Here is a 22747-nt window from a genome sequence, read left to right as displayed (position 1 = left end):
TCTGGATCACGGGTTCTTCGGCTCCACCCGGGCCACCACCACGTGCGGGCGCCCCGGATGCGGCGCGGTGAACGCGGCGTACAGCGCCTCGTGATCGCGGCCGTCGACGCTCACGGTCGACCAGCCCGCCACCTCGAAGCGGGCCACGATCCCCCCGGGACGGGCATGACTGGCGGAGGCGTTGTCGACGACGACGGTGTGCAATTGTTCGAGTCCGGCGGGCCCCGCGAAGGCGATGGCCTCGTGGTTGCTGCCCTCGTCCAGTTCGGCGTCCCCGGTCAGCACCCACACGCGGGGCCGCTTCAGCCCCTGGGCACGCAGCCCCAGGGCCGTGCCGACGGCGATGGGCAGTCCGTGCCCGAGCGACCCGCTGCCGATCTCGGCGCCCGGCACCAGGGTGCGGTCCGGATGGTGGCCGAGCGGGGAGTCGTAGGTACCGAAGTCCGGCAGCCAGTCGACCGGCACGAAGCCCTTCGCGGCGAGCACCGCGTAGTACGCCATCGGGCCGTGCCCCTTCGACAGCAGGAACCGGTCCCGCTCGGGGTCGTCCGGCTGCTCCGGGCGGACCCTGAGCACCCGGTCGTAGAGCACCCAGAGCACGTCCAGCGTGGACGTGGCCGCCGGTCCGTGCTTCTCGTCGCCGGTCATGAGCCCCATCAGCCCGGGCAGATCGCCGTAGCCGTGGGCGCGTTCGGTCTCCTCGATGATCGTCATGCCACGATCGTGTGACCTCAACCAAACTTGAGGTCAAGTAGCGCCACCCCGTCACCGCCCGGACAAAACCCGTGCGCGACCACCGACCTGAGTGCGGTATTGTTTTCCTGCGCGTTCAGCCAGGGGAAACCCCAGGTCAGACGGGCAACGGGACGTGGCGCAGCTTGGTAGCGCACTTGACTGGGGGTCAAGGGGTCGCAGGTTCAAATCCTGTCGTCCCGACTGGAGACAGTCGCAGATCAGGGCCGGTTTCGGAGACATCCGAAACCGGCCCTTGGTCATTCTCGGAACGTGGGGCGCGCAGCACGCTGAGGGCGGAACACCCTGTACGCATCGGCCCGTTCGCCGAGCTGCATCATGGCCGGCTTGCGACTGTGGCAGCCAGTACCGGTGTCCTGGATCATCGCCATTCCGGCGAAGCCCGCGTTGTTGACGAGGTGGTCGAACGTCCCCCGCTGCCATGTCTCGCGCAGGGCATCGGCCACAGCCTCACGGAAGGCCGGGAATCCCGCTGTGTCCCCGATGCCGAGGGGCAGCGCCACGGCGGTGCCGCCCAGTAGCTGGATCCGGGCGACAGTGTGCTTGGCTCCCTGCTCGTTGGAGCTGTATGTCGGGATGACGCAGGTAGCCGTCGTCACTGGCGCCAGCTCCGGTATCGGCGAGAGCGCGGCCGTCCAGATCGCCAAGCGCGGGGTCGTTCATGATGTGCCTCCTGCGCACGTGGGGCCCGTAGTCCCCACACGAAATGTGACACCTCAAGGCAACCAATCCGACGCCCCGGCGGGACAGCAGGATCCTCCCGGCCTCTTGCCTGATCCTGCCGAGTCTTTCCCGGCGGGCCGAAGGCACAGGGCCGGACGGACCGTGACCGCCGAGGGCCTCGGATCTCCGGGGGCCCTCTCTTCCGCCTCGGGAAGGCGGAGGAGAGGGCCCTTGCACAACGGCCTCCCTACGGCCGGTCGTCCCCGGTCTGCGGGTGGACGCAGTGCCACCGGTGGGATTCGTCCGGGTCGGACCGGGCCGCGGGGAAGGCCGTCACGCAGGCGTCGTCGGCCTTCCAGCAGCGGGTGCTGAAGGGGCAGCCCGGCGGTGGGTTGACCGCCGACGGCACCGGCCCGTGCAGCACGATGCGTTCGCTGCGCTCCATCAGGCTCGGGGTGGCCGACAGCAGGGCCTGGGTGTACGGGTGCGCGGGGGAGTCGGCGACGCGTCGCGCCGGGCCCTCCTCCACGATCCGGCCGAGGTAGAGCACCGCGAGCCGGTCGGCGAGGTGCCGCACGGTCTGGATGTCGTGCGAGATGAACACCATGCCGAGGTTCAGCCGGTCCCGCAGGTCCACCAGGAGGTTGAGGACCTGCGCGCGCACCGACACGTCGAGGGCGCTGGTCGGCTCGTCGGCGACGATCAACTCCGGTTCCAGGGCGAGCGCGCGGGCGATGGCGACGCGCTGGCGCTGCCCGCCCGAGAGCTGTCCCGGCAGGGCCCGCAGGGTGTGCGCGGGCAGGCCGACCAGGTCCAGCAACTCCTCGACCCGCGCGTCGCGTTCCTTGTCGTCACCCCGCCGGTGCACGTCCAGCGGGTCACGCAGGATCCGGCCAACCGGCAGCCGCGGGTTCAGGGCGGTCGACGGGTCCTGGAAGACGACGCCGACGGAGGACCCGAACTCGCCGCGCCGCCGGGCGCCGGGCATCGTCCACAGGTCCTCGCCGTGGAAGGTGACCGTGCCCTCGGTGGGCCGCTGCAGACCCGTCAACACCCGGGCCAGGGTCGACTTGCCGCAGCCGGACTCGCCGACCAGGCCGACGATCTCCCCGCGCCCGACCTCCAGCGAGGCGTCGGTCAGGGCGTGCACGTGGCTGCGGTCGAACAGGCCGCCGCCGCGGGCCTTGTGGCGTACGTGAACGTGGTCGAGCCGGATCATCGGTTGCTCCCCTGAAGCATGGCGGCCGGCACGGGGTGGTGGCACGCGGTGCTGTGGTCGGGCCCGCCGCCGGGGACGGGCGGGGTGGTGCGGCACACGTCGGTGGCCGCGGCGCAGCGCGAGGCGAACCGGCAGCCGTCCCCGAAGCGACGGGGCGCCGGGACGATGCCGGGGATCTGGTGCAGCCGCTCGGCGCCCGCCTCCAGGGACACCACCGAGCCGAGCAGCCCGCGGGTGTAGGGGTGGGCGGGCGCGGACAGCAGCGACCGTGTCTCGGCGACCTCCGCGACCTGGCCGGCGTACATCACGGCGATCCGGTGCGACAGGTCGCCGACGAGCGCCAGGTCGTGGGAGACGAGGATCATCGCGAAGCCGAGCTCGTCGCGCAGCCGTTCGAGCAGCTCCACCACCTGGGCCTGGACGGTGACGTCGAGCGCGGTGGTCGGCTCGTCCGCGATCAGCAGGCGGGGGCTGCGGGAGAGCGCCATGGCGATCAGTACGCGCTGACGCTGGCCGCCGGAGAGTTCGTGCGGGTAGCTGCGCAGGGTCCGCCGCGGGTCGAGGCCGACCAGTTCGAGCAGTTCCGCGGGGGTCTGCGTACCGCCGCGGCTGGTGAGCTGCTTGAGCTGACGGCCGACGAGCACCGAGGGGTTCAGTGAGGAGAGAGCGTCCTGGTAGACCATGGCGATCTCCGGGCCGTTGAGGGCACGGCGCTGCCGGGGGCCGAGCTCCAGGAGGTTTTGGCCGCGGTACTCGACGCGACCGCCGACCTCGGCGTTGCGGGCCAGCAGCCCCATGACGGCCAGGCTGGTGATGCTCTTGCCGCATCCGGACTCCCCGACCAGGCCGAGGGTCTCGCCCTCGCGGACCGAGAAGGAGATGCCGTCCACGACCCGGGTGTCGCCGTAGCGGTCCGGGAAGCGGATGGTCAGGTCCTCCACGACCAGGAGCTCGGGCGCGTCGCCGGCGACCGGAGTGACGGCGGACGGACCACTCAGCACACGCGCGGAGAGCCGGGCGAGCGCGGCGTCGACGTCCGTGGCGGCGTCGGTGCTCGCGGCGGGACCAGCGGCACCGGAGGCACCGGCCGCGCCGGCGGACTCGGTGCTCCCCGCCGCACCGGACGCGGCGGACCCGGGCATGGAGGGCGCCGACGGCTGTGGATCCCCGTCGTCCGCGCGGGCGTCGGACGGGGCCGCCGCCGCGTCGGTGAGGCCCTCGGACAGGATGTTCAGGGCGAGTACGGTCGCCAGCAGCACAAGGCCGGGCAGCAGGGTGGCCCACCAGCCGCCCGACAGCAGGATCTGCCGGCCGTAGGACAGGACGTTGCCCCAGCTGGGGTCGGGGTCCTGCACGCCGGCCCCGATGAAGGACAGGCTGGCCTCGAAGATGATGGCGTCGGCGACCAGCACGGTGGCGAACACCATGACGGGCGCGGCGCAGTTGACGGCCACGTGGCGGACGACGATGTACGCGCGGCGGGCGCCGATCACCTTCTCGGCGGCCACGTAGTCCTCGCCGTACTGCGCCATGACGTTGGCGCGCACCACACGGGCGAGCGAGGGCATGTAGACGAACGCGATACAGAGGATGAGCACGGGCAGGCTGGTGCCGAAGACGGTGACCAGCACGGCCGCGAGCGCGATCGGCGGGAAGGCCATCACGATGTCGAGGGTGCGCATCACCGACTCGTCGCCGAGTTTGCGCGAGGTGGCGGCGAGTGAGCCGAGGACGGCGCCCAGCACGAGGGCGGCGGCGGTCGAGCCGAGACCGATGACCAGGGAGTACCGGGCGCCGTGGACGACACGCGCGAAGATGTCCCGGCCGACCCGGTCGGTGCCGAACCAGTGGGCGCCGCTGGGCGCCTGGACGGGGACGCCGGTGGCGAGCGGATCGGCGGCGATCAGCGGCGCGAACACGGCGGCGAGGACCACGACCGCCAGCACGCCGAGGGCGAGCCGTGAGGACGGCGGAAGCGCCCGGAACCGGATGCCGGGGCGGGACAGTCTCCTGACGAGACCGCTTCTGGGGAACATGTCACACCGTCCTGATACGCGGGTTGACCAGCAGGTACAGCAGGTCGACGACGACGTTGACGACCAGGAAGGCGACGGCGATGGTGAGCACGGTGCCCTGGACGAGTGCGACGTCGCCGCCGGTGACCCCCTCGAGGATCAGCTTGCCCATGCCGGGCAGGTCGAAGATCGTCTCGATCACGACCGCTCCGCTGAGCAGGTAGCCCACCCGTACGCCGAGCACGGTCAGCGGGGTGATGAGCGCGTTGCGCAGCACGCCCCGGACGACGACGTGACGGGGCAGTCCGTTGCCGGTGGCGGTCCGTACGTAGTCGCGGTCCAGCTCGGCCACCATGGAGGTGCGCACCAGACGGGCCAGCGAGGCCGCGACGGGGACCGCGAGGGCGAAGGCCGGCAGGGTCAGGGACCTGAGCCAGCCGCTGAAGGAGTCGGCCGGGTTGACGTAGCCCCCGGTGGGGAACACCGGGCTGTTCAGGGCGAACTGCTGGATGAGCAGCACCCCGAGCCAGAACGACGGGACCGCTACGCCCGCGATCGACAGCACCCGGGTGAGCTGGTCGGGCCAGCGGTCCCGGAAGACCGCGCCGGTCACGCCGAGCACGAGGGCGAGGACGATCGCGATCACCAGACCGAGCGCGGTGAGCTGGAGGGTGAGGGGAAGCGCGACAGAGATGCGGTCGAGTACCGGCTGGCTGGGCGGCACGGTGGAGCCGAGGTCTCCGCTCAGCAGCCGGCCGAGGAAGCGGACGTAGCGCACCGGCAGCGGGTCGTTGAGGCCGTTGGCCTCGGCGAAGGCAGCGCGGGCCGCGGCCGAGGCGCCGTCGCCCAGAGCGTTGTAGGCGGGGTCGACGGGCGAGAACTGAAGCACCACGAAGACGAGCAGCGTGATGCCGAGGATCATCATCGGCATGATCGCCAGACGGCGCAGCGCGAGCCGGAGGAATGTGACCATCGTGGGTTCCTAGAGAAGGGGGAGGGCACCGGGGTTGCGGCAGCCGTCCGGCGGGCGCCGGGGTTGTGTCAGCCGTTCGGCGGACACGGCTGCCGCCCGGCGGGGCCGGGTTGTGGCAGCCGTTTGGTACGGCACGGTTGCGTCAGCCGCCCGGCGAGCGCCGGTACGGCAGCCGCCCAGCAGGCCCGCGGGCGCGGCAGCCGTCCGGCGGGCGCCGGAGCTGTGGCAGCCGCCCAGCGGGGCCGGGTCGTGGCAGCCGCCTGGTAGGCACCGGACTGCGGTTGCTGTCCAGCAGGCCCCGGGCACGGCAGCCGTCCGGCGGGCGCCGGGGCCGGCGTCAGCCGTTCGGCAGGCAGACAAGCTGTGGCAGCCGCCTGGTAGGCACCGGATTGCGGTTGCTGTCCAGCAGGCCCCGGGCACGGCGGCCGCCCAGCAGGCCCGCGGGCCCGGCAGCCGTCCGGCGGCCGACGGGCCGGCGTCAGCCGCTCGGCAGGCACCGGCGCGCGGCCACCGCCCGGCAGGCACCGGCGCGCGGCCACCGCCCGGCAGGCACCGGCGCGCGGCCACCGCCCGGCAGGCGGTGCCGTGGCCGCGGCAGCCGTCCGGCGGGGTCCCCGCCGGAGTGACCGTGCGCGCCGCCGTGGCGACGGGGCCGGACGGCGAGTCAGGCGCGGCCGACGTCCAGGAGCGACAGGCCGGTCGTCGGCAGGGGCTTGAACCCCCGCAGCGCCTTGTCGTTCCAGGCCGTGGGCAGCTTGCGGTGCAGCACGGGATAGAGGGCGGCGGCGTCCGCGACCAGGTCGACGGCCTGGCCCCACAGCTCCTTGCGCGTGGCCTCGTCGGCGGCCTGGGCGGCCTTGTCCAGGAGGGAGTTGACCTTCTTGTACTCGGCGGTCCCGCCCCAGCCGTAGCGGCTCTCGGGCCACAGTCCGGAGTAGTACCAGCGCATCAGCAGGTCGACGTCGTTGCCGAAGACGGACGGGTCGCCGGGGGCGAGCAGGACGGTGTAGGAGCCGGCGTCCACCTTGGCGTACTGGGCGGAGGACTGGCCGATGCTCAGCGTGGTCTTCACGCCGATCGCGTCCCAGCTCTCCTTGACCAGCGGGGCCACGTCCTTGACCCAGCCGGTGTCGGTGGTCAGCAGCGTGACCGAGAGGTTCTTGGCGCCGGCCTCGTCGAGCAGCTTCCTGGCCCTGGCCGGGTCGTGCCCGTAGACCGTGGCGGCCTGGTGGAAGTCGGGGTGGGTGGGCTGGAGGTAACTGCGCGCGGCCGTGCCGTTGCCGGCCATGGCCGTGGTGATGAGCTTGTCGGTGTCCAGCGCGTAGTGCAGCGCCTGGCGCACCCGCTTGTCGTCGAAGGGCTTCTTCTTGCAGTTGAACATCAGGAAGAGCAGGCCGAAGGACTGCACGGACTCGACCTTCACCTTCCGGGCGAGGCGGTCCACGTCCAGGTAGGGCACGTCCTCGATGGCCTGCACGCGGCCGGACTCCATGGCGCTGACCCGCGCGGCGGGGTCGGAGACCAGGCGCCAGACCATCTTCTTGGCCTTGGCCGGGTGGCTGCCGTTGTACTTGTCGTACGCCTCGAAGACGATCTTGTCCTCGCGGGTCGCCGAGACCATCCGGTACGGGCCCGAGCCGACCGGCAGGGCGTCGAAGCCCTTCTGGTCCGCCTCCACCAGCTTCTTCGGAACGATCTTGGCGACCGAGACACGGCCGGGGAACAGCGCGAAGGGATACTTCAGCTTGAACTCGACCGTCCTGGCGTCGACTGCCTTCACCGAGTCGAGGAACGGCAGGAACTGCGCCATCAGGGAGGCGTTCTTCTCGTCGAGGATCCGCTCGAAGCTGTGGACGACGTCCTCGGAGGTGACGTCGGAGCCGTCGTGGAAGGTGGCGCCCTCGCGCAGGGTGGCGCGGTAGGTGGTGGCGTTCACCTTGACCGGCAGCGCGGTGGCCAGGCCGGGCCGGGCTTCGAGGGTGGCCGGATCCAGGTCCACCAGGCCCTCGAAGACGTGCAGGTTGGCGGCGATCGGGGTGGCGCCCGAGGCGGTCATCGGGTCGAAGCCGGTCGAGAGGGCGTAGGAGATGCCCGTCTCGATGGTGTCCTTACCTCCCGAGCCGCCCGCGCCGGCGTCCGAGCCGGTCGAGGCCGGGCCGCTGCACGCGGAGATCGAGGCGGTCAGGGCCGAGGCGGCCCCGAGGGCACTCGCATAGCGCAGAAATCTGCGACGATCCATGCCGACGGGCGTCTTGTACGACACGAGAGGTCCCTCCTGGGGGCGGCACAAAGCGAGGAAACGAAAGAAGAATTGAGGTCTCGTCATCAGACGTCTGATGTCCGACCTTGATAGGCTGTGAAGGTAGCTTCATTGAGCAGAAGGGGTCAAGAGGTGAATTCGTCGCGTCCGCAAGAGGTCCGTGCGGCGGTCAGGCCGTCACTGCGTCAGGAGGTCTCGGAGGCGATCAAGAGCTACATCCTCGACAATCACCTCAAGCCGGGGGACCCGCTGCCGTCGGAGGCGGAGTTGTGCACCGCCCTCGGTGCCAGCCGGTCCAGCATCCGTGAGGCCGTGAAGACCCTGGCGGTGCTGGACATCGTCGAGGTGCGGCGCGGTCACGGCACGTATGTCGGCCGGCTGAGCCTGTCCGCGCTGGTGGAGGGGCTGGCCTTCCGTGGCCTGCTCAGCCCCAAGGACGACTTCCGGATCCTGTCCGAGCTGATCGAGGTGCGGGAGCTGATCGAACGCGGCATGGCCGCGCGCATCATGGCGACGCTCGGGCCCGAGGATCTCGACGCCCTCGACGCCCTCGTCGACGAGATGGACCGGCGCGGCGCCCATGACGACCGCGGCTTCGCGGAATGCGACCGGTCCTTCCATGAGCGGCTGATGAAGCCGCTGGAGAACGAGCTGGTCAGCCAGCTCTCGCTGGCCTTCTGGGACGTCTACGCCATCGTCGCGCCCCAGTTGGAGGGCATCTCCGAGGAGGCCGAGGCGGGAACCATCGCCGACCACCGTGCCATCGTGCGGGCGGCCAGGCAGGGGGACGTCGAGGGCTTCGTGCACGCCCTCTCCGGCCACTACGCGCCGGTGCGCAGGCGGCTGGCGGAGGCGCAGGCGCACGCGGGCCGGGGTGCGGTGGGCGAGGCCGAACGCACCGCCTGACAGCTCACGGGAAGCCGCCCGGGCATGCCGCCTGACCGGTCACCGGAAGCCGCCCGAGCGCACCGCCTTACCGGTCGCCGGAAGTCGCGTGCCCGTACCGGCGGGCTCCGGACGTCGTTCCCAACGCGGGACCTGCCGCCCGGGTCTGAGTCGAGAGTGTGAGCCATCCCCCTCTTGACCGACCCGGGCGGCCGCGTCTTATGGTTCAGACGTCAGACATCTGACGTCCTTTTCGCGGCCGGCTGCGATCCACAGTTCTCGCAGTTCCGTCACCCAGCCCATGGAGTAGCCCCCATGCCTCTGACCGCACCCCTGCGCGGAGTCGTCCCGCCCGTGTGCACCCCGCTCGACGCCCACGGCGAGGTCGACACGGCCTCCCTGGCCCGGCTGGTCGAGCACCTGCTCGGCGGCGGCGTCCACGGGCTCTTCGCCCTCGGCTCGACCAGCGAGGTCGCCTACCTCACCGACGAGCAGCGGGGCACCGCCCTGGAGACGGTGGTCAACGTGGTCGACGGACGGGTACCGGTCCTCGCCGGCGTCATCGACACCACCACCCCCCGCGTCCTGGACCACGCCCGCGAGGCGGCCAGGCTCGGCGCGGACGCCCTGGTCGTCACCGCGCCGTTCTACACCCGCACCCACCCCCGGGAGATCGCCGCCCACTTCCGCAGGATCCGCCAGACGGTGGACCTGCCGCTGTTCGCCTACGACCTGCCGGTCTCCGTGCACAGCAAGCTGTCGACCGCCCTGATCCTCGAACTGGCCGCCGACGGCACCCTGGCCGGGCTCAAGGACAGCAGCGGCGACGAGGGCTCCCTGCGCCGCCTGCTCGTCGCACTCGGCGGACGCCAGGGCCGCGCCGAGGGACCCGCCCCCGCCTTCTCCGTCCTCACCGGCTCCGAACTGACCGTGGACGCGGCCCTGCTGGCCGGCGCCGACGGCGTCGTCCCCGGCCTCGGCAACGTCGACCCCGCCGGCTACGTCCGGCTCTACGAGGCGGCCCGGGCCGGCGACTGGCCGCTGGCCGTCCAGGAGCAGGAGCGGCTCACCGGCCTGTTCACCATGGTCGACGCGGGCCCCGAGGCCGAGATGGGCCGCAGCTCCTCCGCACTGGGCGCGTTCAAGACGGCGCTGCGACTGCTGGGCGTCATCGACTGCGGCGACACCGCCTTCCCGCAGATCCAGCTCGGCGCCGCACCCGTAGCCGCGGTCGACGCGCGGCTGCGCGCCGCCGGGCTCACCCCGGTCCGATGACGCGGACCCCGGCCCCGCACACCACTCCCGTCATCGGACTCGACCTGGGCGGCACCAAGATCGCGGCCGCCCTGGTCGGCCCGGACGGCACGGTGCTGCGCCGGCACACCCGCCCGACACCGGCGCGGGCGGGCGCGCCGGCCGTGCTCGACGCGCTCGCCGCCGCGGCCCGCGAGGTGGACGACGGCGCCCGGGCGATCGGAGTCGCCGCCGCCGGAGTCGTGGACCCGCGCACCGGCATCGTCACCAGCGCCACCGACTCCATCACCGGATGGGCCGGCACCGCGCTGGCCGCAGGCCTGTCCGACCGTACGGGGCTGCCGGTCGCCTGCGACAACGACGTACGCGCCACGGCCGCCACCGAACTCGCCGAGGCCGGCGACCCGTACGCCTCCCTCGTCTACGTCGCCGTGGGCACCGGAGTCGGCGGCGCCGTCGCGGTGGACGGCCGGATGCTGCACGGCAGCGCGGGCATCGCGGGCCACCTCGGTCATGTGCCGAGCCCCGAGGCCACCGGCCTGCCCTGCACCTGCGGCGGCAGCGGCCACCTGGAGGCGATCGCCTCGGGACCCGCGATCACGGCCCTGTACGAGCGCCTGAGCGGCCGCACCGCCGACCGCCTCCAGACCGTGGCGGAACGCGCCGGCGCGGGCGACGCCACCGCACGGCAGGCGATCACCACCGGGGCGCGGGCCACGGGAAGCGCCGTCGGCGGACTGGCCAACGCGCTCGGCCCGCACCGCGTCGTGATCGGCGGCGGCGTACCCCGGATCGGCGACCTGTACTGGTCCGCGCTGACCGACGCCTTCCGCGCCGAGCTGATGGCCCCGCTGCGCCATCTGCGCCCGGTCCCTCCGCGCCTCGGCTCCGACGCGGCCGTCCTGGGGGCGGCCCTGCTCACCCGCACCGCGTCCCCGCACTTCACAGGAGGACCCCGATGACCACGACCCCCTCGCCCGTAGCCGCCGTCGCGGGCCGGCTGATCGTCTCCTGCCAGGCCCCCGAGGGCGACCCGATGCGCGACACCGCGACCCTGGTGCGGCTGGCGCGCTCGGCCGAGGCCGGCGGCGCCGCGGCCGTCCGCGTCAACGGCCCCGAGGTGGTGGCCGCCGTCGCCGCCGCCGTCTCCCTTCCGGTGATCGGGCTGTGGAAGGACGGCGACACCGGCGTCTACATCACCCCGACCGTGCGGCACGCCCTCGCCGTCGCCGAGGCCGGCGCCCACGTGGTCGCCGCGGACGCCACGGCCCGCCCGCGTCCGGACGGCGGCTCCTTCGCCGACCTCGTGACCGCCGTGCACGCGGCGGGCGCCCTGGTCATGGCGGACGTCGCCACGCTGGAGGAAGGCCTGCTCGCCGCCGGGCAGGGCGCCGACTTCGTCTCCACCACCCTGTCGGGATACGCGCCCGGCTCCCCGCGCCAGTCCGGCCCCGACCTGGAGCTGGTCGCCGCCCTCGCCCGCGCGACCGGTACCCCGGTCGTCGCCGAGGGACGGATCGGCACCCCCGAGGAGGCGGCCGAAGCGCTCACCCGGGGCGCCCACAGCGTGGTCGTCGGCACCGCCATCACCGCCCCGACCGCCCTCACCCACCGCTTCGCGACGCACCTCACACGTCGATAGAGGCGTCTTTACCTTCCGACGGTGCTCGGCGACGAGTCCGTCCGGCATCCTGGAGCAACCGTGCACCACATCGCGCCATCCAAGCCGCCCTGGTTCCGCCAGGTGGACCGCAGTCAGTGGAAGTCGTTCTTCGCCGCCTGGATCGGCTACGTCCTCGACGGCTTCGACTTCGTGCTGATCACCCTGGTCCTCACCGAGATCAGCGCGGACTTCCACCTCGACACCGTCCAGGCGGCGAGCCTGGTCTCCGCCGCGTTCATCACACGGTGGCTCGGCGGCGCGCTGCTCGGCGCCCTCGGCGACCGCTTCGGGCGCAAGCTCTCGATGGTGGTCAGCATCCTGCTGTACTCCCTGGGCACCTTCGCCTGCGGATTCGCCTGGGACTACACCAGCCTGTTCGTCGCCCGGCTCGCCATCGGCATGGGCATGGCGGGCGAATACTCGTCCAGCGCCACCTACGTCATGGAGAGCTGGCCGGTGCGCATGCGCAACCGGGCCAGCGGCTTCCTGATCTCCGGCTACTCAGTGGGCACGGTGCTGGCCGCCCAGGTCTACAAGTGGGTCGTGCCGTCGCTCGGCTGGCGCTGGATGTTCTACCTCGGCCTGATCCCCGTCCTGATCGCGCTGTGGATGCGCCGCGCGCTGCCCGAGGCCGCCGACTGGAAGGCCTCGGTCGCCGAGCGGGAGCGGCGGCCCAACCCCTTCCGCCCGCTGTTCGCCACCCGGTCCAGGGCCACCGTCAACGTGGTGCTCGCGGTGGCGGCCACCGTCTCGCTCTTCGCCGTCTTCACCCCGCTCGGCGACGGTCTCGTACCGGTGCTGTCGGTGCTCGCCGGAGCCTGCCTGATCGCCTTCGCCGTGCAGCTGGGCGGCCGCCGCGGCTGGCTGCTGTACGTGTCGATGATCGTCACGATCTTCTTCGCGTTCCTGTACTCCTGGCCCATCCAGGCGCTGCTGCCCACCTATCTGAAGACCGACCTGGGCTACGACGCCGGCCAGGTCACCGACGCGCTCTACTACGCCGGCTTCGGCACGATGGCGGGCTGCTGGCTGGCCGGGTTCGTGGGCGACCGGATCGGCACCAGGAAGGCGTACGCCTTCACGCTGCTGGCCTCACTGGCCTTCGTCTTCCCGGTCTTCGCGGTGCGGGACAGCCTGCCGCTGCTCGGTGTGCTGCTGTTCGTGCTCCAGGCCACCAGCTTCGGCATCTCCGGCCTGCTGCCCCGGTACATCGGCGGTCACTTCCCGACCCACACCCGGGCCGCCGCGCTGGGCTTCACGTACAACGTGGGTGCCCTGGGCGGCGCCGTGGCGCCCGTCCTCGGCGCCCGCCTCGCCTCCGGCATGGACCTGGGCCACGCGCTGGCCGTCCTCACCTTCGCCGGGACGATGATCGTCGTGGTCCTCGTCGGCTTCGACGTGCCGGGCCGGCTGGGCCGGCTCCTCGACCCGGACGGCCCGGCCGACCACCTCGTGACGGACGAGGACCGCGGCCCCGTCCCGGCCGCCCGCGCGACCGCCGGCTAGCCGGGCCGAGCCGGGGAGGGGGCCGCCGGTGATGCCGGCGCCCTCCCCGCAGCGCGTCAGTACGCGTGGCCCACGTGGGCCAGTGCCTGCTTGAGCAGCACCCCGTGCCCGCCCGGCATCTCACTGTGGAGCGCGGCGGAGGCCGCCTCCTGCGGGCTGAACCAGACCAGGTCCAGCGCGTCCTGCCGGGGACGGCAGTCACCGGCGACCGGCACGATGTAGGCAAGCGACACGGCGTGCTGACGCGGATCGTGGTACTGCGTGATACCGGCCGTCGGGAAGTACTCGGCGACGGTGAACGGCTGGAGGGACGCCGGCACGCGGGGCAGCGCCACCGGGCCGAGGTCCTTCTCCAGATGCCGCAGCAGGGCGTCCCGCACGCGCTCGTGGTGCAGCACCCGGCCGGAGACCAGGGTCCGGCTGACCGTTCCGTCCGGTCCGATGCGCAGCAGCAGTCCGATGCTGGTCACTTCGCCGCTGTCGTCGACGCGCACCGGTACCGCCTCGACGTACAGGATCGGCATGCGGGCGCGCGCCGACTCCAGCTCGTCCGTGGTCAGCCAACCGGGCGTGGTTTCGGTCATGTCAGACATCGCTTGATCATACTTTCAGTGGTGCTCGATGGGGGAGGTCGGTGACAGGAAGACCGGCGTCGTCAGCCGGGGTCGTCGAGGGCGGTGAGGCCGGCCGGTCCGTAGACCCGCCGGGCGTTGTCCCGCCCCGTCCAGCGGGCGATCCGCACCGCGTCCGCCCAGCTCAGCTCGTCGGTGTCCACCCGCTCCCGCAGCAGCCCGGCCAGGCCCTGCCGGAAGGACACCGCGCCCAGGTGGTGGAACTCCGCCACACCGTAGCCGTCGGAGCTGTACAGCAGCTTGCGGAACGGCGTGATCTCCAGGGCCTCGGCGAGTACCGCCCGAGCCCGGGCGGGCCCCACGTGGTGCAGTGTCAGGCCCACGTCGAGGTACACGTGCTCGAACACGGCGGCCAGATAGGCGGCCTGGCGCTGGTAGGGCCAGCAGTGCAGCAGCAGGACCGGGACCGTGCCGGCGGTCAGGCGCAGCCAGTCGGTCAGAAGGGCGGGGTCCGTACGGTGCAGACGGATGTCACTGTCGCCGAACCCGGTGTGCAACTGGAGCGGCAGACCGAGACCGACGGCCGTCCACAGCAGATGCCGTACGAGCACCGGATCGTCGAGACGGTCGCCGCCGCGGGCGAGCCAGCCCGCCGCCGCCCGCGCGACCTCCTCCCGGCCGGGGCGGGCCGGGTCCAGGCCGAAGCCGGTGCGGTAGGCGGCCACCGACTTCACCGCGACCACGCCCGGCCGCCGCACGGCGTCCTGCGCGGCCGCGCGGAAGGCGGCACCGTACTCGCCGGGCTCGACGCCCCCGGCCGCCACGGCCTCCGCGACGCGCTCCAGGCGCACGACCTCGTACGCCACCGCGTCACCGCCCGCCGCGCCGGCCAGCTCCCGCGGGGTGGTGCCGGGCTCGGGAGCGAATCCGGTGTCGACGCAGAAGACGTCCGTGCCGCAGGCGCCGAGGAAGCGCCGGTTGACCTCCGCCGCGCCCAGCTCGGTGCGGCGGTCCAGATACTCCTCCGCGGGTGCGTGTCGCGGCAGGTCGAGGACCGGCGCGCAGTGGCGGCGCACGGCCACGCCGACCGGGCTGTCGAACGGCGAGATCCCGCTGCCGGGCCATGCCTCGCCCTCGGTGAGCAGGGACTCGAAGCCGCAACGGTCCAGGTCGGCGGTGACGACCCCGTGGCAGTGGTGATCCACGAGCGGCAGCGCCGCGAGCACCTCGTGGACCGCGTCGGCCCCGGCCGGCGCGCCCATCAGTACACCCAGCGGTACGCCGCCGCGACCTGCTCGTCGTCCAGCCCCTCGACGGCCGCGATCTCGCCCCGGCGCACGGCGGTGATCGCGTCGGCCAGGACCGGTCCGAGGGCGGTGCGCAACACGTCGTCCCCGCGGAACGCGGCGACCGCCTCCGCCAGTGAGACCGGCAGCCGCCGTACGCCCCGGGCCGCCGCTTCCGCCTCGCCGAACCGCACCGGGTCCCCGGTGATCTCCTCGGGCAGGGACGCCGAGGAGGCGGTGCCGTCCAGCCCGGCGGCGATCAGGCAGCCCAGCGCCAGGTACGGGTTGGCCGCGAGGTCGACCGGTTTGACCTCCAGGTTGGCCGCCTGCCCACGCTGCCCGCGGGTCCCGGTGACCACGCGCAGCGCGGCCTCCCGGGTCTCCCGGCCCCAGGCGGTGAACACCCCGGCCCACTGGGAGGGTCTGAGCCGGAGGTAGCTGGCCGGGCTCGGCGCGGTCACCGCCGTCAGGGCGGGCAGGTGGGCGAGGAGGCCGGCCGTGAAGGACTCGGCCTCCGGCGTCATGCCGTAGCGGCCCTCGCCCCCGGAGTGCAGGTTGGTCCCGTCGCGCCAGGCCGAGAGGTGGACGTGGCCTCCGTTGCCCACGCCCCGCGCGAGGACGGCCGGCGCGAAGGACACCTTCAGCCCGTGCCGCCCGGCCACGGCCCGCACGGTCTGCCGCACCAGCACGCTGCGGTCGGCCGCCGCCACCGGATCCAGCGCGCCGACGGACACCTCGAACTGCCCGGCCGCGTACTCGGGGTGGAACTGGTCCACCTCCACGCCCTGCGCGGCGAGGGCGGCCAGCAGATCGGCGGCGCAGTCGCTCAGCTCCACCTGCCGGACCGCCCCGTACGCCGGACCCGACACCGCGGGCTCGAACGCGCCGCCGGGCGCGTCGCCCCGGCCAACGGCCCACTCGATCTCGACGGCCGCCTTGAAGGTGAGGCCGTGCCGCCGCTCGGCCTCGGCGCTGATCCGGCGCAGGAACGTACGGCCGCACCCGGGGTGGCGCTCGCCCTCCTGCGTGATCCGGTCGACCGGGGCCCAGGCCCAGCCGGGCTGCCCGGACAGGGCCACCAGCCGGTCGAGGTCGGGGTAGAGCCGCAGATCGCCGTCGGGGGAGCCGAGGACGTCGGTGGTCACGATCGAGTCGTGCGCCAGGAAGGTGTCGAACACCGGGGACATGCCCACCCCCCAGGCGGCGGCCGAGGGCAGCTTCGCCGTCGGGACCGTCTTGACCCGGCCGATCCCCGCGGTGTCCACGTAGGCCAGGACGACGCCGTGCACGCCACGGCCGGCCAGTTCGCCGCTGAGCGCGGTGGCCCGCTCGACGTCGCCGGGACGCCCGCCGGGAACGGGGTCGGCAAGGGTGGTCATAGTCCTCCTCGACGGGCTCGGGCGAACCGGCGGCCGGCGCCGCCCGCGTCAGCGTTTCACGGCGACCGCGCCGAACCGCGGTACCGCGACGGGGGAGTCGCCGCCCGGACGCCACCGCGAGCACGGCACCGGGCCCGGCTCGAACAGGCCCTCGACAGAGCCGGCCACCCCGGTGCGGGCGCAGGTGCCCGGCGGTGTGCGGCCCGCTCCCACGTCCGCGCTCCTGCCGTCGCTTTCCTGCCTACGCCCCTGCCGGCGGCCTGCCGCGGCCGACGCCGCCATTGTGCCGCCCGGTGATCACCGTGTCCGGGAATCGGCCGAACCCGGCTGGCCGGCCGGGCGGGCCCCGGTAGGCTGGCCGGGCCGTGGCACCACGGCCCGACCGACCCGGCCGACGACGGCCCGGAGCCGGTTCGGGGCGGCCACCGCACGCCCCGCGCACGGCAACGGAGCCGGCGCACCCACCACCGGACGCGCCTGCCGCGCCGCCACGGAAAACGGACATGCCCAGCACACCCTCGCCCCTGCTCACCGCCTCCGAACCCGCCCCCGGGAACCTGACCGGCCCCGCCGGCATACGGCTGATCGTCACCGACATGGACGGCACGCTCCTGGACGACGCCAAGCGGCTCCCGGCCGGACTCTGGCCGACCCTGGCCGAACTGCGCCGCCGCGGTGTGCTGTTCAGCCCCGCGAGCGGCCGCCAGTACGCCACACTGGCCGAGCAGTTCGCCGGCCATGACGAGGGCATGGTGTTCATCGCGGAGAACGGGACCCATGTCGTCCGGGACGGCGTGGAACTGAGCTCCGACCCTCTGGACCCGGCCGTCGCGGCCCGCCTGATCGGGGCCGTACGGGAACTCGCCACCGGGGGCGTGGATGTGGGTGCCGTGGTCTGCGGCAAGCGGTCGGCCTACGTGGAGCGGACCGACGAGGCGTTCCTGGCCGAGGTCCGCAAGTACTACGTACGGCACCGGATCGTGCCGGACGCGGCTGCCGTGGAGGACGACATCATCAAGGTGGCCCTGTTCGACTTCGGGTCGGCCGAGCGGACCACCGCCCCGGCGCTGGCGCCGTTCGCCGGGACCCACCAGGTCGTCGTCTCGGGCGAGCACTGGGTCGACGTCATGAACCGCACCGCCGACAAGGGCGCCGCCCTGCGCCGGCTCCAGCGCGACCTGGGGATCACGCCCGCGCAGACCCTGGTGTTCGGCGACTACCTCAACGACCTGGAGATGCTGGACGCCGCCGAGTGGTCGTTCGCCATGGCCAACGCCCACCCCGAGGTCATCGGCCGGGCCCGCCACCTGGCCCCGTCCAACAACGACAACGGCGTCCTGCGCACCATCGCGCGCCTGCTGCACCTGCCGCCCGTCGCCGGCGACTGACCAGCAGGTGCGCGGAGCCGGGCCTAGTCCAGGCGGGGGCCTGTCAGCCGGAAGTGGTCTCCTCGACCCGGGCGTCCGGGTCGTCCCGGTCCCCGCGCGCACGCTCCTCGTGACCGCTGCCACGAACAGGCCCGCTGCCCCGGCCGTGCCCGCCGGCCCGGTCGTTGGCGCCGGCCCGGCCCTTCAGCCGCCGCCACGCGTCGCCGCAGTGGTCGACGAACTCGACGTAGCGCGCACCCCATCCGGTCGGCGGGAATCCCACGCGAGCCTGGAGCCGGCGGAACACGCGGCCGACGTCCGGCAGCAGCTCGGGCCGCGGGTCCGAGCCCGCCGCCGTGTCGTCGGCCAGGGTCAGATGGACACCCCCGGCGTACTGGGAGGACATGTTGTAGAGGAACGCGCCCAGGGTCGCCAGGGCCGTACCCAGAACGACCTCCAGGGTGACGACACCGGCGGCGATGACGAGCGTCCAGCCGAAGGAGGGCCAGGCCTCCGGGTCCAGCGCGGTCAGCATGGCCCAGACGAGCACCATGGTGACGAGCACGCAGGCCCCCAGCCCCAGCAGCACCAGACAGCTCGTCGTCATCACCGACCAGGGATCGGCCCGCGAGACGCGCATGCGTATCGCGGACGGCCGCTGCGGGACGGGCCGCTGCCCGGAGGCGGCCTCGGTGCCGTCCTCCTGGTGCTCGGCTGTGCTCATGCCGTGCTCCTCACGGTGGGCGCGACCGCCCGCGCGGCGTGCATGGCGGCGGCCGGGCCGTGGTGGGGCGGTGCGGAAATCGGGCGGGTGCGGGAATCAGGCGGTGGCGCCGTGGCGGGTGGCCGCGGCGACGACGTGGTGGCGGGTGACACGACCGATCTCGTGCCAGAACGGCTTCGCCGTCAGGTATGCGCCCAGCACGGAGAGAATTCCGAGGGACACGTCGACGCTGATCCGGCCCTGCTTGGCCCAGTAGACGTCCTGAAGGTCCAGCAGGAGGGCGAACTCGTCGCAGATGAGCGCGGTGCCGCAGCCGTACGCGGCCGCGACGGCGGGGTGCCCGACCGCGCGTTCGTCACCGCGTACGGCGATCAGGCCCACTCCCGTGAGGGTGGCGATGCCGATGTTGTAGTGGTGCACGTGCTCGCCGCCGGCGGAGATGTTGCCCCAGGGCAGCCAGCCGCCCCGGATGCCGTGCGTGATGACGCGGACGGTGCCGAAGGTGACCCCGAAGGAGATCCACGTGATCAGCAGCGACCGCTGCAGCGGGGTCAGGTGCCGGTCCGCCGTCTCACGCCATCTGCTGACGAGCAGGGGCCGGTCCCGGTCCCGGCGCCGGCCGCGCCGGCGTGCTTCGGTGAGTCTCATGGCTGACCGGCCTCCCACGCCGAACCGGCACCCGCGAACGGCGTGCGAGCCGTCCCGGACACCGCCACTGGTGTGCCATGTCGACGTTAGGCGCGGGTCCCTCGTCCCGCATGCCCGTGACCGCGGGACGGGGCCGCTCGGGTGACGGCGGCGGTGCGCACGCCGGTCTGCCGGGCCCACCGCCGTACGGGTCTCAGCCGCGCTCGCTCACGTTCTCGGCGGCGAACATCCAGCGCTGCTTCTCCAGTTCGGCCGTGATCGTGATCAGCAGGTCCTGGGTGACCGGGTCGGGCTTCTCCGTCGCGTCGATGCGCTCGCGCAGCCGCTTGATGGCCGCCTCCAGGGACTCGACCATGACCTCCACGACCTCCGCGTCGCGCACCCAGCCGTCCTTGGGGCCGGGCAGTGTGAAGGCCGAGGCGATCGTCTCCGGGCGCCCGTCCGGCGGCAGACCGAGCGCGGCGGCGCGCTCAGCGACCGTGTCGGCGAACTCGCGGGCCGCCGCCACCACCTCGTCGAGCTGGAGGTGGATGGACCGGAACCGCGGTCCGACGATGTTCCAGTGTGCCTGCTTCCCGATCAGGGAGAGCCCGAGAAGGTCCACGAGAGTGCTCTGCAGCGCGTCCCCGGTGACCTGAAGGGCCGAGTCGGAGATCGTGCTCTTCACGACAGTCATACGGTGGTTCTCCTTGGGGGTCGTCTCTGGCGGTACGGAGCGGTGCGACGCGTTCGTCCTCGCCGGTCCCGCCCACGCTGCGCGACCGCTCCCTGCAGGCGCGGGTGCCCTCGCCGCGAGGGAGCAAACAACCGCTTGCCCCAGGTGGGACCGGTAGTCGCCGCCGTGCAGCCACAGCACCGGCAGTTCCCCGATGTCGCCGCCCTCGGCGACGGCCTCCAGGGTCCGCGCGAACGCCTCGACCGTCGGCCGCTTCGGCGGGCCTCGCCCGCCGACCTGCCGTGGCCCATGTGGTCGGGCCCGTACACGACCGCGCCGTGCGCCGCCGGCGCGCGGGCCGGCTCCTCGTAGCGCCCGGAGTGCTCACGGACGTCGGCCATGGCTCCTTCAGGTGGGACGTTCCTTACGCCCCGCACTTGTCAGGACCTAACATCGGTCACCGCATGAACACGATGACGCTCTGGAACATATCCGGGTGGGGATTCGCCGCGCTCGCCTTCGCGGCCCTGCTCGTCGGCTTCTCGAAGACCGCAGTCAGCGGGGCCAACACGGTCAGCCTCGCCGTCTTCGCGGCCGTCCTGCCCGCCCGCGCCTCCACCGGCGTGCTGCTGCCGGTCCTGATCGCCGGCGACGTCCTCGCCGTCCTCACCTACCGGCGGCACGCCCACTGGCCCACACTGTGGCGGCTGTTCCCGGCGGTCGCGGCGGGAGTGGTCGTGGGCACCGTGTTCCTGATGTGGGCCGACGACGGGGTCGTACGGACGTCGATCGGGGCGATCCTGCTGTTCATGGCGGGGGTGACGGTGTGGCGGCGGCGCGGCGCCGGCCGGGAGGAGGCGCCGGACCCGGTCACCACCCGTCCGGGCCGCCTCAAGGCCCGCTCCTACGGTGTCCTCGGCGGCTTCACCACCATGGTCGCCAACGCGGGCGGCCCGGTGATGTCGCTGTACCTGCTCTCCGCGGGCTTCCGCAAGCTCGGCTTCCTGGGCACGTCGGCGTTCTTCTTCCTCATCGTCAACGTCTCCAAGGTGCCCTTCAGCGCCGGCCTCGGCCTGATCGACGGCCGCTCGCTGCTCCTGGACGCCGTGCTCGTGGTCTTCGTCGTGCCCGGCGCGCTGCTCGGCAAATGGGCGGTGCACCACATCAACCAGCGGCTGTTCGAACAGTTGGTGATCGCGGCCACCGTCGTGGGCGGACTGCAGCTTCTGCTGCGCTAGCCGTCCGGTCAGTCGTTCGGTCAGGTCGTCCGGTCCGCGCGGGCCAGCGCCGCTCGGAAGCGGTCGTAGCGCTCCACCTCCCCCACGTCGTCGGCGCGCCGCGGCCGTCCCGCGACGACGCCCCAGATGCTCGCCATGAACGCCGTCGCCAGCGGGATGAGCAGCCATGTCAGAGGGGTCACCGTTCGTCCTCTCCTTCCCGTCCTTCCGGGGTGGATCAGCCGGGTAGGGCGACGATGACATACATGATCAGCTCTACATATTTGTATGACGATCGACTCCCCGCTTTTCACCCGGAGGGCCCCGGTCCCGAATCCCGAAGGTTTCTAGTCCGGACAATCCGGCCGGTATGGCCGGGCAGGGGTCGGGAGCACCCTGCGTGATCGTTAAGATGAGCCGCGGTTGCCGCGACCCGTATGCGCTGCCCGGCCGCTGCCGCGCCCGCTGCGGGGAGCGGTCGTGAGGGCGGGAATTCGGGGATCTTGAGGGCGGGGTTACGGGTGCTGGTGGCGGGGCGGTACCGGCTGCAGACGGTCATCGGGCGCGGCGGAATGGGCGAGGTCTGGCGAGGCCTCGACGAGGTGCTCGGCAGACCGGTCGCGGTCAAACTGCTGCTGAACGACGGATCGGACGCCTCGGCCGAGGCCCGGTTCAGACTGGAGGCGCAGACCTCGGCCCGGCTGAACCACCCGCACGTGGTCGGCACGCTCGACTTCGGTGCCTGGGAGGACCGCTGCTTCCTCGTGATGGAACTGATCGAGGGCGACAGCCTGGCCGGTGAGCTGACCGCCGGCGGCCCGCTCACACCGGAACGGCTGGCCCAGGTGGCCCAGCACTCGGCGGAGGGCCTCGCCGCGGCGCACGCCCAGGGCATCGTGCACCGGGACGTCAAGCCCGGCAACCTGCTCAGCGACCAGCAGGGCAGCGTCCGCATCGCCGACTTCGGCATCGCCCGCTTCGTCGACGACCCCTCCGGCGCGCTCACCACCGCCGGACAGATCGTCGGGACCGGCCTTTACCTGGCGCCCGAACGCGCCATCGGCACCCCGGCGAGCGCGGCCTCGGACATGTACTCCCTGGGCTGCGTGCTCTACCACCTGGCCGTCGGCTCCCCGCCCTTCGAGGCGTCGACCGCGACCGCCCTGCTCTACCAGCACGTCGACTCCGCGCCCGTGCCGCCGCACCAGCGTGGCGCGGCGCTGCCGCCCGCCTTCGAGGCGTACCTGCTGAGCATGCTGGCCAAACGGCCGGAGGAACGGCCCACGGCCCAGCAGGCCGCGGACTGGTTCGCGGGCGGCGCGTGGCGCGGCGTGCCCGAGCCGCTTCCCCCGGAGCAGTGGGGCGGCGGCGGGAGCCACGGGCAGCACCGCGGTCCGAGCCAGCGCGGCACCGCCCCCTCGCACCGCCGCGCCGCCGCTCCCGCCCCCGCGCGTACCGGGGCCGCGTCGGGGAGCACCGCCATGGACTCCGGCGGCTGGAACACCAGCGTGCACCGGGTGCCCCCGCGCAGACCCGGCGTGCGCTCCTCGCTGCGCCGCCACTTCCGCGTGGCCGCCCTCGTGGGCGGCGCCGTACTGTTCGTCTCCGCCGTGCTCGCCGGGATGGCGTGGTTCTAGGGCCTCGCCGCTCCCACAGGCCGGGACGGACGGGCGCCCCTGGAGTCCGGACGGCGCGCTGAGTAGTCTCC

The 22747-nt window shown here is 73.0% G+C and carries 22 protein-coding genes and 1 tRNA gene; 9 read left to right on the top strand and 14 right to left on the bottom strand.

The features are described from left to right. Window positions 1-6 precede the first annotated feature (6 nt). On the bottom strand, window positions 7-714 hold the full coding sequence (locus tag ACIOWN_RS28080; RefSeq protein ID WP_362353903.1) for a transketolase: 708 nt from the start codon (window positions 712-714) through the stop codon (window positions 7-9). A gap of 148 nt (window positions 715-862) precedes the next feature. On the opposite strand from ACIOWN_RS28080, the gene ACIOWN_RS28075 reads away from it, so the two are divergent. Next, window positions 863-936, top strand: a tRNA-Pro gene (locus tag ACIOWN_RS28075). A gap of 56 nt (window positions 937-992) precedes the next feature. Here ACIOWN_RS28075 and ACIOWN_RS28070 read toward each other — a convergent pair. The 5 genes from ACIOWN_RS28070 to ACIOWN_RS28050 form a co-directional block, all read right to left on the bottom strand. Beyond that, window positions 993-1400: a hypothetical protein gene (locus ACIOWN_RS28070; RefSeq protein WP_362353901.1), complete on the bottom strand. Its 408-nt coding sequence runs from the start codon at window positions 1398-1400 to the stop codon at window positions 993-995. A 263-nt stretch (window positions 1401-1663) separates the two neighbouring features. Further along, the gene (locus ACIOWN_RS28065; protein ID WP_362353899.1) at window positions 1664-2635 is read right to left on the bottom strand and encodes an ABC transporter ATP-binding protein; all 972 of its coding nucleotides are present in this window, start codon (window positions 2633-2635) and stop codon (window positions 1664-1666) included. Beyond that, window positions 2632-4671, bottom strand: coding sequence for a dipeptide/oligopeptide/nickel ABC transporter permease/ATP-binding protein (locus ACIOWN_RS28060; protein ID WP_362353897.1), 2040 nt, complete (start codon window positions 4669-4671; stop codon window positions 2632-2634). The genes ACIOWN_RS28065 and ACIOWN_RS28060 overlap by 4 nt, the downstream gene beginning before the upstream one ends. A gap of 1 nt (window position 4672) precedes the next feature. Continuing rightward, window positions 4673-5623: an ABC transporter permease gene (locus tag ACIOWN_RS28055; protein WP_362353895.1), complete on the bottom strand. Its 951-nt coding sequence runs from the start codon at window positions 5621-5623 to the stop codon at window positions 4673-4675. Between the two features lie 664 nt (window positions 5624-6287). After that, on the bottom strand, window positions 6288-7862 hold the full coding sequence (locus ACIOWN_RS28050; protein ID WP_362353966.1) for an ABC transporter substrate-binding protein: 1575 nt from the start codon (window positions 7860-7862) through the stop codon (window positions 6288-6290). A 153-nt stretch (window positions 7863-8015) separates the two neighbouring features. Between ACIOWN_RS28050 and ACIOWN_RS28045 the strand changes: the two genes are divergently transcribed. The 5 genes from ACIOWN_RS28045 to ACIOWN_RS28025 all read left to right on the top strand — a co-directional run bounded on the left by ACIOWN_RS28045 (window position 8016) and on the right by ACIOWN_RS28025 (window position 13191). After that, window positions 8016-8789, top strand: a complete 774-nt coding sequence (locus tag ACIOWN_RS28045) for an FCD domain-containing protein (protein ID WP_362353893.1) — start codon at window positions 8016-8018, stop codon at window positions 8787-8789. A gap of 294 nt (window positions 8790-9083) precedes the next feature. Further along, window positions 9084-10043 carry a dihydrodipicolinate synthase family protein gene (locus tag ACIOWN_RS28040; protein ID WP_362353891.1) on the top strand — a complete coding sequence of 320 codons (960 nt, stop codon included), beginning with the start codon at window positions 9084-9086 and terminating at the stop codon, window positions 10041-10043. Then, window positions 10040-10984: an ROK family protein gene (locus ACIOWN_RS28035; RefSeq protein WP_362353889.1), complete on the top strand. Its 945-nt coding sequence runs from the start codon at window positions 10040-10042 to the stop codon at window positions 10982-10984. Before ACIOWN_RS28040 ends, ACIOWN_RS28035 begins: the two co-directional genes overlap by 4 nt. Continuing rightward, entirely contained in the window at window positions 10981-11664 is a 684-nt protein-coding gene (locus ACIOWN_RS28030) for an N-acetylmannosamine-6-phosphate 2-epimerase (RefSeq protein ID WP_362353887.1), read from the top strand. The genes ACIOWN_RS28035 and ACIOWN_RS28030 overlap by 4 nt, the downstream gene beginning before the upstream one ends. A 60-nt stretch (window positions 11665-11724) precedes the next feature. Continuing rightward, window positions 11725-13191, top strand: a complete 1467-nt coding sequence (locus ACIOWN_RS28025; protein ID WP_362353964.1) for a sialate:H+ symport family MFS transporter — start codon at window positions 11725-11727, stop codon at window positions 13189-13191. A 56-nt stretch (window positions 13192-13247) separates the two neighbouring features. Here the strand turns inward: ACIOWN_RS28025 and ACIOWN_RS28020 are convergent, their stop codons facing one another. The 3 genes from ACIOWN_RS28020 to ACIOWN_RS28010 form a co-directional block, all read right to left on the bottom strand. After that, a complete protein-coding gene (locus ACIOWN_RS28020; protein WP_362353962.1) occupies window positions 13248-13775 on the bottom strand; it encodes an NUDIX hydrolase family protein in 528 nt (175 codons plus the stop codon). 71 nt (window positions 13776-13846) lie between these two features. Further along, window positions 13847-15025, bottom strand: a complete 1179-nt coding sequence (locus ACIOWN_RS28015; RefSeq protein ID WP_362353885.1) for an amidohydrolase family protein — start codon at window positions 15023-15025, stop codon at window positions 13847-13849. Beyond that, a complete protein-coding gene (locus tag ACIOWN_RS28010) occupies window positions 15025-16428 on the bottom strand; it encodes a glutamine synthetase family protein (protein ID WP_362353883.1) in 1404 nt (467 codons plus the stop codon). The genes ACIOWN_RS28015 and ACIOWN_RS28010 overlap by 1 nt, the downstream gene beginning before the upstream one ends. A gap of 503 nt (window positions 16429-16931) precedes the next feature. On the opposite strand from ACIOWN_RS28010, the gene ACIOWN_RS28005 reads away from it, so the two are divergent. Next, window positions 16932-17816 (top strand): Cof-type HAD-IIB family hydrolase, encoded by an 885-nt coding sequence (locus ACIOWN_RS28005; RefSeq protein ID WP_362353881.1) that lies wholly within the window; start codon window positions 16932-16934, stop codon window positions 17814-17816. Between the two features lie 43 nt (window positions 17817-17859). On the opposite strand, the gene ACIOWN_RS28000 is transcribed toward ACIOWN_RS28005, so the two are convergent. From ACIOWN_RS28000 to ACIOWN_RS27985, 4 genes are all read right to left on the bottom strand, one after another. Further along, window positions 17860-18519 (bottom strand): DUF3566 domain-containing protein, encoded by a 660-nt coding sequence (locus tag ACIOWN_RS28000; protein ID WP_362353879.1) that lies wholly within the window; start codon window positions 18517-18519, stop codon window positions 17860-17862. 96 nt (window positions 18520-18615) lie between these two features. After that, window positions 18616-19167, bottom strand: a complete 552-nt coding sequence (locus ACIOWN_RS27995; protein ID WP_362353877.1) for a hypothetical protein — start codon at window positions 19165-19167, stop codon at window positions 18616-18618. Between the two features lie 193 nt (window positions 19168-19360). Further along, entirely contained in the window at window positions 19361-19843 is a 483-nt protein-coding gene (locus tag ACIOWN_RS27990) for a DNA starvation/stationary phase protection protein (RefSeq protein WP_362353875.1), read from the bottom strand. After that, complete coding sequence (locus ACIOWN_RS27985; protein WP_362353873.1) at window positions 19840-20223, bottom strand: serine aminopeptidase domain-containing protein; 384 nt, start codon at window positions 20221-20223, stop codon at window positions 19840-19842. Before ACIOWN_RS27985 ends, ACIOWN_RS27990 begins: the two co-directional genes overlap by 4 nt. Before the next feature lie 63 nt (window positions 20224-20286). Between ACIOWN_RS27985 and ACIOWN_RS27980 the strand changes: the two genes are divergently transcribed. Continuing rightward, on the top strand, window positions 20287-21060 hold the full coding sequence (locus ACIOWN_RS27980) for a sulfite exporter TauE/SafE family protein (RefSeq protein WP_362353871.1): 774 nt from the start codon (window positions 20287-20289) through the stop codon (window positions 21058-21060). A gap of 20 nt (window positions 21061-21080) precedes the next feature. Here ACIOWN_RS27980 and ACIOWN_RS27975 read toward each other — a convergent pair whose 3' ends face one another. Continuing rightward, window positions 21081-21242: a hypothetical protein gene (locus ACIOWN_RS27975; protein ID WP_362353869.1), complete on the bottom strand. Its 162-nt coding sequence runs from the start codon at window positions 21240-21242 to the stop codon at window positions 21081-21083. Between the two features lie 318 nt (window positions 21243-21560). On the opposite strand from ACIOWN_RS27975, the gene ACIOWN_RS27970 reads away from it, so the two are divergent. Continuing rightward, entirely contained in the window at window positions 21561-22676 is a 1116-nt protein-coding gene (locus ACIOWN_RS27970; protein WP_401983676.1) for a serine/threonine-protein kinase, read from the top strand. The last annotated feature ends 71 nt before the right edge of the window (window positions 22677-22747 follow it).

Source organism: Streptomyces sp. NPDC087787 (assembly GCF_044743035.1).
Lineage (GTDB): Bacteria > Actinomycetota > Actinomycetes > Streptomycetales > Streptomycetaceae > Streptomyces.
The sequence above is the reverse complement of the archived record's forward strand: the minus strand, read 5'-3'. Positions and strand labels throughout refer to the sequence as shown.

Excerpts from the sequence above, each read along its gene's own strand:
- ACIOWN_RS28080 (WP_362353903.1), bottom strand. The coding sequence starts at position 714 with ATGACGATCATCGAGGAGACCGAACGCGCCCACGGCTACGGCGATCTG.
- ACIOWN_RS28065 (WP_362353899.1), bottom strand. The coding sequence starts at position 2,635 with ATGATCCGGCTCGACCACGTTCACGTACGCCACAAGGCCCGCGGCGGC.
- ACIOWN_RS28060 (WP_362353897.1), bottom strand. The coding sequence starts at position 4,671 with ATGTTCCCCAGAAGCGGTCTCGTCAGGAGACTGTCCCGCCCCGGCATC.
- ACIOWN_RS28055 (WP_362353895.1), bottom strand. The coding sequence starts at position 5,623 with ATGGTCACATTCCTCCGGCTCGCGCTGCGCCGTCTGGCGATCATGCCG.
- ACIOWN_RS28050 (WP_362353966.1), bottom strand. The coding sequence starts at position 7,862 with ATGGATCGTCGCAGATTTCTGCGCTATGCGAGTGCCCTCGGGGCCGCC.
- ACIOWN_RS28040 (WP_362353891.1), top strand. The coding sequence starts at position 9,084 with ATGCCTCTGACCGCACCCCTGCGCGGAGTCGTCCCGCCCGTGTGCACC.
- ACIOWN_RS28035 (WP_362353889.1), top strand. The coding sequence starts at position 10,040 with ATGACGCGGACCCCGGCCCCGCACACCACTCCCGTCATCGGACTCGAC.
- ACIOWN_RS28030 (WP_362353887.1), top strand. The coding sequence starts at position 10,981 with ATGACCACGACCCCCTCGCCCGTAGCCGCCGTCGCGGGCCGGCTGATC.
- ACIOWN_RS28020 (WP_362353962.1), bottom strand. The coding sequence starts at position 13,775 with ATGACCGAAACCACGCCCGGTTGGCTGACCACGGACGAGCTGGAGTCG.
- ACIOWN_RS28015 (WP_362353885.1), bottom strand. The coding sequence starts at position 15,025 with ATGGGCGCGCCGGCCGGGGCCGACGCGGTCCACGAGGTGCTCGCGGCG.
- ACIOWN_RS28010 (WP_362353883.1), bottom strand. The coding sequence starts at position 16,428 with ATGACCACCCTTGCCGACCCCGTTCCCGGCGGGCGTCCCGGCGACGTC.
- ACIOWN_RS28005 (WP_362353881.1), top strand. The coding sequence starts at position 16,932 with ATGCCCAGCACACCCTCGCCCCTGCTCACCGCCTCCGAACCCGCCCCC.
- ACIOWN_RS28000 (WP_362353879.1), bottom strand. The coding sequence starts at position 18,519 with ATGAGCACAGCCGAGCACCAGGAGGACGGCACCGAGGCCGCCTCCGGG.
- ACIOWN_RS27995 (WP_362353877.1), bottom strand. The coding sequence starts at position 19,167 with ATGAGACTCACCGAAGCACGCCGGCGCGGCCGGCGCCGGGACCGGGAC.
- ACIOWN_RS27990 (WP_362353875.1), bottom strand. The coding sequence starts at position 19,843 with ATGACTGTCGTGAAGAGCACGATCTCCGACTCGGCCCTTCAGGTCACC.
- ACIOWN_RS27985 (WP_362353873.1), bottom strand. The coding sequence starts at position 20,223 with ATGGCCGACGTCCGTGAGCACTCCGGGCGCTACGAGGAGCCGGCCCGC.
- ACIOWN_RS27980 (WP_362353871.1), top strand. The coding sequence starts at position 20,287 with ATGAACACGATGACGCTCTGGAACATATCCGGGTGGGGATTCGCCGCG.